The sequence below is a fragment of the Pseudonocardia sp. ICBG1293 genome (assembly GCF_020131355.1).
GTDB lineage: Bacteria > Actinomycetota > Actinomycetes > Mycobacteriales > Pseudonocardiaceae > Pseudonocardia.
The window spans coordinates 73,877-86,338 of sequence record NZ_JAHLEL010000085.1 but is presented as its reverse complement, the minus strand read 5'-3'; the positions used below and the strand labels follow the sequence as shown (position 1 = coordinate 86,338).

The 12,462-nt window shown below is 73.3% G+C and carries 14 protein-coding genes; 6 read left to right on the top strand and 8 right to left on the bottom strand.

Annotated elements, in window-relative coordinates; translation table 11 throughout:
- Nucleotides 1–65 precede the first annotated feature (65 nt).
- Nucleotides 66–1,352, top strand: coding sequence for an NAD(P)/FAD-dependent oxidoreductase (locus tag KPF47_RS37020; protein WP_224393015.1), 1,287 nt, complete (start codon nucleotides 66–68; stop codon nucleotides 1,350–1,352).
- Nucleotides 1,353–1,446: 94 nt separating this feature from the next.
- Here the strand turns inward: KPF47_RS37020 and KPF47_RS37015 are convergent, their stop codons facing one another.
- Both KPF47_RS37015 and KPF47_RS37010 read right to left on the bottom strand, forming a co-directional pair.
- Complete coding sequence (locus KPF47_RS37015; RefSeq protein WP_224393014.1) at nucleotides 1,447–1,734, bottom strand: hypothetical protein; 288 nt, start codon at nucleotides 1,732–1,734, stop codon at nucleotides 1,447–1,449.
- A gap of 491 nt (nucleotides 1,735–2,225) precedes the next feature.
- Nucleotides 2,226–3,131 carry a LysR family transcriptional regulator gene (locus KPF47_RS37010; RefSeq protein WP_224393013.1) on the bottom strand — a complete coding sequence of 302 codons (906 nt, stop codon included), beginning with the start codon at nucleotides 3,129–3,131 and terminating at the stop codon, nucleotides 2,226–2,228.
- Nucleotides 3,132–3,276: 145 nt separating this feature from the next.
- On the opposite strand from KPF47_RS37010, the gene KPF47_RS37005 reads away from it, so the two are divergent.
- The 3 genes from KPF47_RS37005 to KPF47_RS36995 are packed head-to-tail and all read left to right on the top strand — an operon-like array spanning nucleotide 3,277 to nucleotide 6,754.
- Nucleotides 3,277–4,599: an MFS transporter gene (locus tag KPF47_RS37005; protein ID WP_224393012.1), complete on the top strand. Its 1,323-nt coding sequence runs from the start codon at nucleotides 3,277–3,279 to the stop codon at nucleotides 4,597–4,599.
- A complete protein-coding gene (locus KPF47_RS37000) occupies nucleotides 4,596–6,095 on the top strand; it encodes an AMP-binding protein (RefSeq protein WP_224393011.1) in 1,500 nt (499 codons plus the stop codon). The genes KPF47_RS37005 and KPF47_RS37000 overlap by 4 nt, the downstream gene beginning before the upstream one ends.
- Nucleotides 6,096–6,100: 5 nt before the next feature.
- On the top strand, nucleotides 6,101–6,754 hold the full coding sequence (locus tag KPF47_RS36995) for an RraA family protein (RefSeq protein ID WP_224393010.1): 654 nt from the start codon (nucleotides 6,101–6,103) through the stop codon (nucleotides 6,752–6,754).
- 9 nt (nucleotides 6,755–6,763) lie between these two features.
- On the opposite strand, the gene KPF47_RS36990 is transcribed toward KPF47_RS36995, so the two are convergent.
- The 4 genes from KPF47_RS36990 to KPF47_RS36975 all read right to left on the bottom strand — a co-directional run bounded on the left by KPF47_RS36990 (nucleotide 6,764) and on the right by KPF47_RS36975 (nucleotide 9,119).
- Nucleotides 6,764–6,901 (bottom strand): hypothetical protein, encoded by a 138-nt coding sequence (locus KPF47_RS36990; protein WP_224393009.1) that lies wholly within the window; start codon nucleotides 6,899–6,901, stop codon nucleotides 6,764–6,766.
- 81 nt (nucleotides 6,902–6,982) lie between these two features.
- Nucleotides 6,983–7,723 carry an HAD-IIA family hydrolase gene (locus tag KPF47_RS36985; RefSeq protein WP_224393188.1) on the bottom strand — a complete coding sequence of 247 codons (741 nt, stop codon included), beginning with the start codon at nucleotides 7,721–7,723 and terminating at the stop codon, nucleotides 6,983–6,985.
- Between the two features lie 49 nt (nucleotides 7,724–7,772).
- Entirely contained in the window at nucleotides 7,773–8,588 is an 816-nt protein-coding gene (locus KPF47_RS36980; RefSeq protein ID WP_224393008.1) for an Fpg/Nei family DNA glycosylase, read from the bottom strand.
- Between the two features lie 60 nt (nucleotides 8,589–8,648).
- Nucleotides 8,649–9,119 carry a ribose-5-phosphate isomerase gene (locus tag KPF47_RS36975; RefSeq protein ID WP_224393007.1) on the bottom strand — a complete coding sequence of 157 codons (471 nt, stop codon included), beginning with the start codon at nucleotides 9,117–9,119 and terminating at the stop codon, nucleotides 8,649–8,651.
- Between the two features lie 18 nt (nucleotides 9,120–9,137).
- On the opposite strand from KPF47_RS36975, the gene KPF47_RS36970 reads away from it, so the two are divergent.
- Both KPF47_RS36970 and KPF47_RS36965 read left to right on the top strand, forming a co-directional pair.
- The gene (locus KPF47_RS36970) at nucleotides 9,138–9,812 is read left to right on the top strand and encodes a DUF429 domain-containing protein (protein ID WP_224393006.1); all 675 of its coding nucleotides are present in this window, start codon (nucleotides 9,138–9,140) and stop codon (nucleotides 9,810–9,812) included.
- Between the two features lie 16 nt (nucleotides 9,813–9,828).
- The gene (locus tag KPF47_RS36965; protein WP_224393005.1) at nucleotides 9,829–10,668 is read left to right on the top strand and encodes an MBL fold metallo-hydrolase; all 840 of its coding nucleotides are present in this window, start codon (nucleotides 9,829–9,831) and stop codon (nucleotides 10,666–10,668) included.
- 184 nt (nucleotides 10,669–10,852) lie between these two features.
- Here KPF47_RS36965 and KPF47_RS36960 read toward each other — a convergent pair whose 3' ends face one another.
- Nucleotides 10,853–11,089, bottom strand: a complete 237-nt coding sequence (locus KPF47_RS36960; RefSeq protein ID WP_224393004.1) for a hypothetical protein — start codon at nucleotides 11,087–11,089, stop codon at nucleotides 10,853–10,855.
- 65 nt (nucleotides 11,090–11,154) lie between these two features.
- Nucleotides 11,155–12,387, bottom strand: coding sequence for an IS110 family transposase (locus KPF47_RS36955; protein WP_224386690.1), 1,233 nt, complete (start codon nucleotides 12,385–12,387; stop codon nucleotides 11,155–11,157).
- Nucleotides 12,388–12,462 lie beyond the last annotated feature (75 nt).

Below are 12,462 nucleotides of genomic sequence, written 5' to 3'. Positions count from 1 at the left end.
TCGACGCCGCCGACGGGATCGGTGGCACGTGGCTGCACAACACCTACCCGGGCGCCGCGTGCGACGTGCCGAGCCACCTGTACTCCTACTCGTTCGCCCAGCGCACCGACTGGTCGCGGCTGTGCTCCCCGCAGCCGGAGATCCTCGCCTACCTGCGCGGGGTCGCCACCGAGTTCGGGATCGACGAGCTGGTGCAGACCGGCGTCCGGGTCGTCGACGCCCGGCGCGACACCGTCGACGGGCCGTGGACGGTCACCGCCGAGGACGGCCGCACCTGGGCCCCCGACGTGCTGATCGTCGCGACCGGGCAGCTGAACCGCCCGGTCTCCCCCGACCTGCCCGGGGTCGACTCGTTCACCGGGACGATGTTCCACTCCACGCGCTGGGACCACGACCACGACCTGCGCGGACGTCGCGTCGCCGTGATCGGGACCGGGGCCAGTGCCGTGCAGTTCGTGCCGGCCATCGCCCCCGAGGTGGGGCACATGACGGTGTTCCAGCGGTCCGGCAACTGGTTCCTGCCGCGGCGCAACCGCCGGTTCCCCGCGTGGTGGCGGACCGCGATCGCGCGGGTGCCCGGCCTGCAGGCCGCGCGGCGCCGGTTCATCACCGAGTACTGCGAGGCGCTGACGCTGATGATCCGGCACCCCGCCACCTGGGGACGGCTGGGCCGGCTGTACTCGACGCTGTTCATGCGGGCCCAGCTGCGCGACCCGGAGGTACGGCGCAAGGTGTGGCCGGACTACACCTTCGGCTGCAAGCGCATCCTGTTCAGCTCGCACTGGCTGCCCGCGCTGCAGCGGCCCAACGTCGAGGTCGAGACGTCGCGGATCGCGGCGGTCGAGCCGTCCGGCGTCCGGACCGAGGACGGCACGCTGCACGAGGTCGACACGATCATCTGGGGCACCGGTTTCGCCGCGACCGACTTCATGTTCCCGATGGAGATCACCGGCCCCGGCGGGCGGTCGCTGCGCACCGAGTGGTCCGAGGGCGCGCACGCCTACCTGGGGATGACGGTGCCCGGCTTCCCCTCGCTGTTCGTGCTCTACGGACCGAACACCAACACCTCCGGCGGCTCGATCATCCGGTACCTGGAACACCAGGTCCGCTACGTCCGGGAGGCCCTGCAGGAGGCGGCCCGTCGCGGAGCGTCCGGTGTGGAGGTCCGCGCCGAGGTCGAGCAGGCCTACGACGAGCAGGTGCAGGCCCGCTTCCCCGGTACCGCGTGGACCCGGTGCGACTCCTGGTACCGCGACGACACCGGGCGGATCGTCACCAACTGGCCCGGCTACATGCGCGAGTACGACGAGCTCACCCGTCGCGTCGAGCCGTCGGAGTACGTCTTCCACTGAGCCCCGTGTCCCGGCCGGCCGGCGCCGTACGGGACGGAACCGCCCCCTGCGTCCCGTGGCGGCGGGAGGCAGGGGGCGGAGGTCACCGTCGGCGTCAGTCGCAGGACGTCGGGTTGTCGCGGTTCTGCGCCGCACCGCCGCCGAGGATCCCGAGGACGTTGCCCAGGGCCGCACTCACTCCCGGGCAGATGTTGGCGTTGTTGAGGACGTTGACGTCGTCCAGGTTCACCAGGCCGAACTGGTCGCCCCGGGTGTTGCCGACGTCCTGGACGAAGGAGTCACCGTCGTCGTCCTTCGGCGCGGGCGCAGCCGACGCCAGCGGGCTGAAGGCGACCATGGTGGCGATGACGGCGACGCCGGTGACCGCGAGCTTCCTGCGCATGTCTTTCTCCCCGATCGTGTCCGGTGGGACGGACGTGTCTCACGATTCCCGTGAGCACCACCGGGACGCCTGTGCGTCGCGGCAAGCGGACAGTAGGCAGCCGCTCACCGGCGGGGATACGGCCGCGACACCAACGAGTGACCTGGTGACCACGGGTGCCGAAAGTGTGGTGTGAAACGGACGGAGCGGGTTCTCCCAGGACGCCGGACACCCTCCGTCCTCACGTCCGGGGCGGCCGACGCGCAGAGTGATCGGCCGACCGGTCCGTGGAGGGGAGCCGACCACTCGCAGGGGTGAATCCGTGACCGGCGTGGCGCGGGGCCCGGCGTGTCGCACGGGCCCGCCCCGGCCGGGGCGTGCACCTGACGCGACGTGAGGCGGCACCGTCCATCATGCCGCCACGACGTGGCGGTCCGACAGGAGGGATTCCGGTCGAGGTGGGCGAGCCGGCCCGGGGGGTGCCGGCTGAGCAGGCGCGGCCGTGCGGGGTGTCAGACCGACCCGACACCCCGCACGGCCGCCCCACCCACACCGGCCGCCTGCAGCAGCGCCGCCAGCACCGGGTTCACCGCACCGGCCTTCCATGCCAGCGCCAGCGGCACCTCCGGCGGATCGGTCAGCGGCACCAGCGCCACCCCCGGCGTGCGCAGCTCGGCCGTCGCCTCCAGCGCCAGCCCCACCCCGACACCGGCGCCCACCAGCGACAGCAGGGTGTGGGTCTCGGGGGCCTCCTGCTCGATGCGCGGCAGGAACCCGGCGTGCAGGCACGCGGCGTCGACCGAGGTCCGCATGACGGCCATCCGGCGCGCCGGGTAGGCGACGAACGGGTCGTGGGCCAGCTCGGCGAGGTCGATCACCTCCCGCCCGGCGAGCGGGTGCTCCTCGGGCAGCGCGGCGACGAGCCGGTGCTGGTCGATCTCGTGCACGACCAGACCGTCGGCGTCGACCGGGGTGCGGATCAACGCGGCGTCGACCCGGTCGGCGCGCAGGTCCTCGGCCAGCTCGCCGGAGAACCGGCCGGTGACCAGCACCAGCCGGGCGCGGGGGCGCTGCGCGCGGAAACGGCGGGCGGTCCGGTACAGCCACGCGTTCGAGCTGGGCCCGGCGAACCCGAGCCGGACCGACCCGGTTCCGCCCGCGGCGGCCTCGCGCGCGGCATCCTTCGCCTCGTCCGCGGCGGCGAGGGCACGACGGGCCCGGGGCAGGAACGCCGTGCCCGCCGGGGTGAGCGCGACGGCACGGGTGTGCCGGTCGAACAGCGTCGCGCCGACCTCACGTTCGAGCCTGCGGATCTGCTGGGACAGCGGCGGTCCCGAGACCTGCAACCGGGCCGCGGCCCGCCCGAAGTGCAGCTCCTCGGCGACGACGACGAACGACTCCAGCTGCCGTAGCTCCACCGCGCCATCATGTCGACCGGTCGACAGGAACGGAAGCCAGAGCGTCCCGATGGCGTCGCAATGCTGTTCTACCGTTGCGTGGCGGCGGTCACGACGGCGTGGGCGCGCGACCGTCGCTCCACGACGAGTGCAAGGGGGCACCGGGTTGAGCACGAGCACACCGTCGATGCGCCGCAAGGCGGGGATCGCCTCGTTCGTCGGCACCACCATCGAGTGGTACGACTTCTACATCTACGGCACCGCCGCCGCGCTGGTGCTGGGACCGCTGTTCTTCCCGAACGCCTCCCCCGCCGCGGGGGTGCTGGCCTCGTTCGCGACGTTCTGGGTCGGGTTCCTCGCCCGGCCCATCGGCGGGATCGTGTTCGGTCATCTCGGCGACCGGCTCGGCCGCAAGACCGCCCTGGTCGCGACGCTGCTGCTGATGGGGGTCTCCACGCTCGCGATCGGGCTGCTGCCGGTCTACGACGACATCGGCGTCCTGGCACCGGTCCTGCTCGTCGTGGCCCGTCTGGTGCAGGGCCTCGCGGTCGGCGGCGGGTGGGGCGGCGCGGTGCTGATCGCCTCGGAGCACGCGTCGAAGAACCGCCGGATCCTCTACGGAGCCTTCGCCCAGCAGGGCAGTCCGGCCGGCCAGATGCTCGCCACCGGCTCGTTCGCGCTCGTCGCGATGCTGCCGGAGGACGCCTTCCTCTCCTGGGGGTGGCGGGTGCCGTTCCTCGTGTCCGCGGCGCTGGTCGTGGTCGGGCTGGTGATCCGGCTGCGGATCGAGGAGAGCCCTGCGCTGGTCGCGATGCGGGCACGCGGCACGACGGCGCGGTTCCCGCTCGCGGAGCTGCTCCGGGAACGGACCATGTTGGTGGTCGTCTCGGTCGGCGCCTGCGCGCTGGTCGCCGCGGCCGCGTACTTCAAGAACACGTTCGCCCTGTCCTGGGCGGTCAACGACCTCGGTTTCGACCGGCAGGTGTTCCTCAACGTCGTGCTGATCAGCTCCACCGTGCAGTTCTTCACGCAGCCGCTCGGGGCGTTCATGGCCACCTGGTGGAACCCGCGGAAGGTCGTCACCGCACTGCTGCTGATCGAGCTCCCGCTGTTCCCGGTGATGTTCTGGCTGATCTCCACCGGGAGCTTCGGGCTGGCCGCGCTGGGCATGGCGCTCGCGACGCTGCCGCACACGATGTACTACGCCATCCTGGCCGGGATGCTGGCCGAGGCGTTCCCCGCGCGGATGCGCTACACCGCGATCTCGCTGTCCTACGCGCTGGCCGGCACGTTGTTCGGCGGCACCGCCCCGCTGGTCGGGCAGTCGCTGCTGGCCGCGACCGGGTCGATCGTGCCCGTCGTCGGGTACTCGCTGGTGATCGTGCTCGTCTCGCTGGCGGCGGCCCGGTACGTGCTCGCCCGCGGGCCGGTCCCCGACGACGAGCGGCTCGACCCCGCCGTCACCGGAACGACCGGGAGGACCGCATGACCGCCCCTGCCCCCGTGCCCCGCTTCCCCGAGCCCGAGGTGCCCGCGGGCGCGACCGCGCTCGCCGCCCGGTTGCGCGAGCTCGTCGCCGCCGACCCGGACCGCCCACTGGTCACCGAGGACACCGCGGACGGGACCGGTGTGGTGCGCACCCGCGCGGGGTTCGACGCCCGCACCAACCGGCTGGCCAGGGCGTTCGCCGCACGCGGGGTCCGGCGCGGGGACCTGGTGTCGATCGCGCTGCCGAACACCGCCGCGCATCTCGAGTGCTCGGTCGCGGCGTGGAAGATCGGCGCGGTGCCGCAGCCGCTGTCGGCGCGGCTGCCCGTAGCCGAGCGTTCGGCGGTGCTCGCCGTCGCCGCGCCGGCGCTCGTCGTCGACGCCCCGGTCGAGGCCGACGGGTACGACGACGGCCCGCTGCCCGACGTCGTCGGGCCCAGCTGGAAGGCCCCCACCTCCGGTGGGTCCACCGGCACGCCGAAGGTGATCGTGGCCGGCCAGGCGGCCTGCGTCGAGCAGGTGCTGGCCCGCGCCGACGGACTGCGGATCGACCGCGACGGCGTGTTCGGCTGCACCGCGCCGCTGCACCACAACGCCCCGTTCATGTTCACGCTGATGGCACTGCTGCAGGGCCACCACGTGGTGCTGATGGGCCGGTTCGACGCCGCCCGCGCGCTCGCGCTGATCCCGGCGTACGGCGTGACCTGGCTCTACGCGGTGCCGACCATGATGAGCCGGATGCTGCGCCTGCCCGACGCCGACTGGGCCGCCTGCGACACCGCCACCCTGCGCACCGTGCTGCACGTCGGTGCGCCCTGCCCGCCCGAGGTCAAGCGCGGCTGGATCGAGCGGGTCGGCGCGGAGACGGTGTTCGAGATCTACTCCGGCACCGAGTCGCAGGCCGGCACCTCCATCGACGGCCGTGACTGGCTGGCCCACCCCGGCTCGGTCGGGCGGGTCACCCGCGGCGAGATCTCCGTCCGCGACGACGACGGCCGCGAGCTCGCCCCGGGCCGCACCGGTGAGATCTGGATGCGCTCCGGCGGCGAGCCGACCTACCACTACCTGGGCGCCTCGCCGCGGGAGCACGACGGCTGGGAGTCCCTCGGCGACATGGGCTCGCTGGACGCCGACGGCTACCTGTACCTGGCCGACCGGCGGTCGGACATGATCCTCGTCGGCGGTGCGAACGTGTACCCGGCCGAGGTGGAGGCGGCGCTGACCGGGCACCCCGGGGTCCGTGACGCCGTCGTCGTCGGGCTCCCGGACGAGGACTACGGGCGGGTCGTGCATGCCGTCGTCCAGGCCGAACCGGACATCGAGAGCGATCTTCGCGAGTTCCTCGACACGCGCCTGAGCAGGGCGAAACAGCCACGTCGCATCGACTTCGTGGACCATCCGCTGCGCGACGACGCCGGAAAGGTGCGCCGCTCGGAGATCGCTGCGCGTGCCGCGGACGCTCGACGGCGCGCAACGGCGGACGGTGCGCCAGGATGACGGCCATGACCGCCCTCCTGGACCGTCTGCGCGAGCTGCAGGTGTCCTCCATCTGCGATGCCGACAAGTCGCTGCCCGTGGTGGACCCCGCGATCCGGGCCCTGGTGCCGGACGTGTCGATGGCCGGGCCCGCGGTGACGGTGTCCTGTGTGGACGATCACCTGCCGATGTTCGCCGCGCTGTCCGCGGCCCGTCCCGGGTCGGTGCTCGTCGTCGCCGGGGCCGGCGGTCACCGGGCGGTGGCCGGTGAACTGTTCGCGACCGAGGCGAAGCGGCGCGGACTGGCCGGGATCGTCGTGGACGGGCTGGTCCGCGACGTCCGCGGTCTGCGTGGGATCGGGCTGCCGGTGTTCGCCCGCGGCACCTGTCCGGCCTCGGGCAGCACGAGCGACCCGGGCACCGTCGACGAGATGGTGTCGTTCGGCGGGCTCGTCGTGAGCCCGGGCGATCTGGTCTGCGGCGACGACGACGGCCTGCTGATCGCCGCGCCCGACCGGCTGGCCGAGATCGTCGACACGGCCGAGGGGATCGAGGCCGCCGAGCGCGCGCTGGTCTCCGCGATGCGCAACGGCCACGACCTGCACTCGCTGACCACGGTCGTCGAGCACGTGGCGGCGCTGCGCCGGGGCGAGACCAGCGCGCTGGGGTTCAAGGTCTGAGCGGAGCGCTCAGGCCGCCACCGCGTCCCAGCTGAACTCCTCGGTCATCGAGCCGGGGCAGTCCGGGCACGGGACGGCGACGCCCGCCGTCTCGTCCCCGGGGAGTTCGGCCTCCGCGCCGCAGCCGGCGCACCGCTGCCAGGACACCAGTTCTCCGTACATGTGTTCGAGGGTGAACCACATCCGTGTAGTTCGCAACCCGGCAGGTCACGGCGCCCCGGAGCGGGCTCACACCTCGTCGACCAGGTCCGCGACAGAGGAGACGACCCGGGTCGGGCGGAACGGGAACCGGTCGATCTCGTGCTCCTTGGTGATGCCCGACAGCACCAGCACCGTCCGCATCCCGGCCTCCAGCCCGGCGAGGATGTCGGTGTCCATCCGGTCGCCGATCATGACCGTGGACTCCGAGTGCGCGCCGAGCCGGTTGAGCGCGGCCCGCATCATCAAAGGGTTCGGCTTGCCGACGAAGTACGGGTCGACCCCGGTCGCCTTGGAGATCATCGCGGCCACCGAGCCGGTGGCGGGGAGGATGCCCTCCGGCGACGGGCCGGTCGCGTCGGGGTTCGTGGCGACGAACCGGGACCCCTGGTCGACCAGGCGCATCGCGGTCGCGATCGAGGAGAAGCTGTAGGTGCGGGTCTCGCCGAGCACCACATAGTCGGGGTTACGGTCGGTGATGACGTAGCCGATGTCGTGCAGCGCGGTGGTCAGCCCGGCCTCACCGATCACGTACGCGCTGCCCTGCGGTCGCTGCTCCCCGAGGAACGCGGCGGTGGCGAGCGCGGAGGTCCAGATGGACTCCTCGGGCACGTCGAGACCGGTCGCCTGCAGTCGGTACCGCAGGTCGCGAGGGGTGTGGATGCTGTTGTTGGTCAGCACCAGGAACGGGACGCCCTTGTCGCGCAGCCGCGACAACAGGGTGTCCGCCCCCGGGACGATGCTGCCCTCGCGGACGAGGACGCCGTCCATGTCGGTCATCCAGCACTCGATCGGCTTCTGCTCCACCACGGCCGCCACCCTAGGCCACCGGTGGCTGGCACCCCGGGCACCAGAACAGGTTGCGGTTCTGGTGCTCGGCGTGGCGCACCGGAGTGCCGCAGACGAGGCAGTCCATCCCTGCGCGGCGGTAGACGTAGACCTCCCCGCCGTGCCGGTCCTTGCGCCCGGCCTGTCCGCGGCGGCGCGGGTCGTGCTCGGGACGGACGGTGTCGATGCGGCCGGTCCGCACGCCGTCACGCATGAGCACGACCAGGTCCTCCCACATCGCGTCCCACGTCGCCCGGTCCAGGGCACGGCCCGGGAGCTGCGGGTCCAGACCGTGCCGGAACAGCACCTCGGCCCGGTAGACGTTCCCGACGCCGGCGAGCACCTTCTGGTCCATCAACAGGGTCGCGAGCGGGCTGCGCGAGGCCGAGATGCGGGCCCAGACCGTGTCCGGGTCGGCATCGGGACGCAGCGGATCCGCCCCGAGCCGGGCCCGCAACGCCCGGGCCTCTGCCGAGGTGAGGAGCTCGCAGGCGGTCGGCCCGCGCAGGTCGGCGTGGTGGGTCTGCCCGACCAGCCGCATCCGCAGCTGCCCGACCGGTTCCGGCGCGGGCAGCGGCTGTTCGACGAACGTGCCGTAGAGCCCGAGATGGACGTGCACGACGCGGTCGCGGCCGTAGCGGTGGAACAGGTGCTTGCCGTGGGCCTCGGCCCCGGTCATGACCTCGCCGTCGAGCAGCGCCGCGGACGCCGCGAACCGGCCCTGCGGGCTGGACACCGCGACCGGCCGGCGCACGAACAGCCTCCGGTGCAGTCGCGCCAGCCGGTGCAGCGTGTGTCCCTCGGGCATCTCAGCCCCGGTTCGTCACGGCGGGCGACGTGACGGCACCGGTCGTCACGGGGCCGGTCGTCACGGGGCCGGGATCTCGATCTCGCCGGTCCGCTCGTAGTCGAGGACCTGGTCGATGCGGCGCTGGTGGCGCGCGTCGCCGGAGAACGGCGTGGCCAGGAACGCGTCGACGATCGCGACGACCTCCTCGAACGAGTGCTGCCGCGCACCGACGCCGATGACCTGGGCGTCGTTGTGCTCGCGGGCCAGCGTCGCGGTGGCCTCGTTCCAGGCCAGCGCGGCGCGGATGCCCTGCACCTTGTTGGCGGCGATCTGCTCGCCGTTGCCGGACCCGCCCAGCACGATGCCGAGGGACTCCGGGTCCCCGACCACACGCCGCGCGGCCTCGATGCACCACGCGGGGTAGTCGTCGAGGGCGTCGTAGGTCGGAGCCCCGACGTCGATCGCCTCGATCCCCTGCTCGGTCAGGTACTCGACGAGCTTTTCCTTGACCTCGAAACCGGCGTGGTCACTGCCCAGGTAGACGCGCACGGGGCACGATCCTCCCCCATGCGGATCAGCGGCGTGGACGGGGTCCCGGGTGGCTGGGTGGTGTGTGTGCTCCATGGCAGCGGACGCACACGCGAGGTGACGTGGACGGTGGTCCCCGACGCCGCGGCGGTGCTCACCGCGACGGCCGGGTGCGACGTCGTCGGGGTCGACATCCCGCTGTCGGTCCCGACCGGGGCGCGGCGTCGCGAGGCCGAGATCGTCGCGTCGGCGCGGCTGGGGCGGGCCCGGTCCTCGCTGTTCCCGACCCCGCCCGCCGCGGTGCTCGACGCGGGCTCCTACGCCGACGCCTGCACCGTGGCCCAGGGCGTCACGGGGAAGAAGATCAGCCTGCAGACCTGGTACATCGTCCCGAAGATCCGCGAGTTCCAGCAGGTCCGGCTGCCGTCGTCGGTGGTCGAGGCGCACCCGGAGCTGACGTTCCGCACGATGGCGCCGTCGTGCGGGTTCGCGTCGAAGAAGACCGCACGCGGCGCGGGCCAGCGGATCGCGGCGCTCGCGGAGTGGGTCTCCCCCACGGCCGCACTCGGTGACCTGCCCGCGGCCGCCCGGCTCGACGACGTCCTGGACGCCCTGGCCTGTGCCTGGACCGCGGAGCGCGTGGCCCGCGGGACCGCGGAGCTGCTCGGCCCGGGCACCGACGGCCTGGGCCGGTCCACCGCGATCGCGGTCTGAGCGCGAGGATCATCGGGTGGACGGGCAGCGGTCGGACGGGCAGCGGTCGGACGGGCGCTGGCTCGAGCTCGCCGACGGGGTGCTCGCCCGCCGGTACCGCGAGCTCGACCTGACCACCGGCCTCGTGCTCGGCACGTCCGCGGCCCTGGTGATCGACACCCGTGGCGACACCGCCCAGGGTGCGGAGCTCGCCGCGGCGGTGCGCGCGGTGACCGCCCTGCCGGTCGTCGTGGCACTCACCCACGCCCACTTCGACCACTGTTTCGGCACCGCCGCGTTCCCCGGCGTCCCGGTGTACGCCCAGGCCGGCTGTGCGGGCGCACTCCTGGCGACGGCCGCCGCCCAGCGCGCCCACTGGACCCGGTACTACCGCGACGCCGGGGGCACCGGCAGTCCCGGGGGTACCGCGACGGCCGATGCGCTCGCCGCCACCGTCCCGGTCCTCCCCGACCACCCGGTCTGCTCTCGTCCGGGCTCCGTGCACGCGCTCGACCTGGGCGGACGCGTCGTGCAGCTCGTGCACCCCGGCCCCGCCCACACCGGACACGACCTGGCGGTGCGCGTTCCGGACGCGGGCATGCTCTTCGCCGGGGACCTGCTGGAGAACGGGGCACCGCCGTCGTTCGGGCCGGACTCCTACCGCCGGGACTGGGCGGCCGCCGTGGGCCTGCTCCTCGACGCCGGCTCGGCGCCCTCCCCCGCCGGGACCCGGGTCGTCGTCCCAGGGCACGGCGATCCCCTGTCGCCCGACGAGGCGGCAGCACAGCACGCGGACCTGCTGCGGATCGCCCGGGCGGCCGAGGCCTCCGCCGCCGTGGCGCCGGGTGCTCTGTCTGCGAACTCGCTTACCCGGTAAGCGATTCCACGCGCCCAGGGTCCGCCGACCACCGTGTGTCGGCCGTGCAGGCCGGCCGTGAGCCGTGAGCCGTGAGCCGTGAGCCGTGAGCCGTGAGCGATGGTGCACCTCGTCGTGCGCCGGTGGCCCCCGATGTCGGGCGACCAGGGTGACCTCGGCGAACTCGCTTACCCGGTAAGCGAGGTCACCGATCCTCTGCCGGCGGTCGCGGTGGACGGTCGGCGAGGTTCGACCGGACGGCGTGCGGCCGGGCGACGTCCGACGGGGCGCCGGCCCGGGACCGGTCGGACAGCACCCGCGCGAGGCGGTCGGCGAAGTCGGAGGAGTCCGGCTCCGCCACCCGGCGCAGCCGGTACAGCTCGACGGTCGGCGGGTCGTCCACGACATGGGGCAGCGGCGCCGTCGGGCGGTCGTCCAGCACGGTCCGTGGGAACTCGACGGTCGGCGCGTCGGCCGGGGCCGGCGGGGGGTGTCTCTATGGGTTCGTCAAGCGGCGGCGAGTTCTGGATCGGGGTTGTTGACCGTGGGCGGGTTGTAGGGGCGGCGGTCGCGGAGCATGGCGTAGATGACGTCGGTGCGGCGTCGGGCGAGGCAGATCAGGGCGGCGTTGTGTCGTTTGCCGGCGGCTCGTTTGCGGTCGTAGTAGGCGCGGCTGGCGGGGTCGGCCAGGGCGGCGAATGCGGACAGGAACAGCGCGGATTTCAGGGCGTGGTTGCCGCGCTGGGATCGGGTTTCGCCTTTGATCGAGGTGCCGGAGCGGCGGGTGACTGGGGCGAGGCCGGCGTAAGCGGCGAGGTGCCCGGCGGTGGGGAACCCGGAGCCGTCGCCGACGATGGTGAGGATCTTGATGGCGGTCCTGACCCCGAGTCCGGGCATCGAGGTCAGGACCGGTCCAAGAGGGTGGGCCTCCAGGCGGGCTTCGAGCTCGTCGGCGAGCTGGTCGCGTTCGGTGTGGACCTGGCGCAGCTGCCCGGCGACGCCGGTGATGACACGGGCGAACGCGGCCGTGCCGGGAACGGTCAGGCTCTGGGCGTCGAGCGAGGTCAGGATCTGGGCGGGAAGGGTGCGGGCCAGTCGAGGCGACCGGGCCCGCATCGTCTCGGCGATCCCGTCAGCGCCGAGCTCTCGCAGGGCTTGCGGGGTGGGCGCGGCCGCGAGCAGGTCGAGCACGCCACCGCGGTCCAGGCGTGGCCCGAGCAGGCGTTCCAGGGCGGGATGAACATGCAGCAGGGCGTCGCGCAGCCGGTTCGTCAGCCGGGTGCTCTGCCCAGCCAGGTCATCGTCGTAACCGGCGAGCACAGTGAGTTCGGCGAGGGTCTCGTCGTCGGTGCCGACCCGGCGCAGGGTGTGCGGCATCGTCCGGGCGGCCTCGGCGATCACGTGGGCGTCGCGGGCGTCGGTCTTGGCCTGCCCGGGATGCAGGTCGGCGATGCGGCGCATCGCCAGCCCGGGCAGGTAGGCCACCGTGATCCCCAGATCACGAGCGACGGCGATGGCCAGCGCTCCGATCGAGGCGGGCTGGTCGATGACCATCAGCACCGCGCCGTGCTCGGCCAGCCCGGACAGCACGGTGCGCAGCGCCGATTCGTCGTTGGGCAGGGCCTTGTCGTGCACCCGCTTCCCGTTGGTGTCGACCGCGCAGGCGTGGTGTTCGGACTTGCCCACGTCCAGGCCGCAGAACACCGCGAACCCGGTCGGGTGCTGGTCAGGATCGGGCAACCGCCGCTCCCTTCTCGTCGCGGCAGGCCGACCACGAGCACCCGCGCCGGCAGCCACGTTACGAGCAGACCACAC

What these genes read in the sequence shown, in the direction of transcription:
- KPF47_RS37015 (WP_224393014.1), bottom strand. Translation starts at nt 1,734, where the DNA reads ATGCGCAGGAAGCTCGCGGTCACCGGCGTCGCCGTCATCGCCACCATG.
- KPF47_RS36995 (WP_224393010.1), top strand. Translation starts at nt 6,101, where the DNA reads ATGACCGCCCTCCTGGACCGTCTGCGCGAGCTGCAGGTGTCCTCCATC.
- KPF47_RS36985 (WP_224393188.1), bottom strand. Translation starts at nt 7,723, where the DNA reads ATGGACGGCGTCCTCGTCCGCGAGGGCAGCATCGTCCCGGGGGCGGAC.
- KPF47_RS37000 (WP_224393011.1), top strand. Translation starts at nt 4,596, where the DNA reads ATGACCGCCCCTGCCCCCGTGCCCCGCTTCCCCGAGCCCGAGGTGCCC.
- KPF47_RS36980 (WP_224393008.1), bottom strand. Translation starts at nt 8,588, where the DNA reads ATGCCCGAGGGACACACGCTGCACCGGCTGGCGCGACTGCACCGGAGG.
- KPF47_RS36970 (WP_224393006.1), top strand. Translation starts at nt 9,138, where the DNA reads ATGCGGATCAGCGGCGTGGACGGGGTCCCGGGTGGCTGGGTGGTGTGT.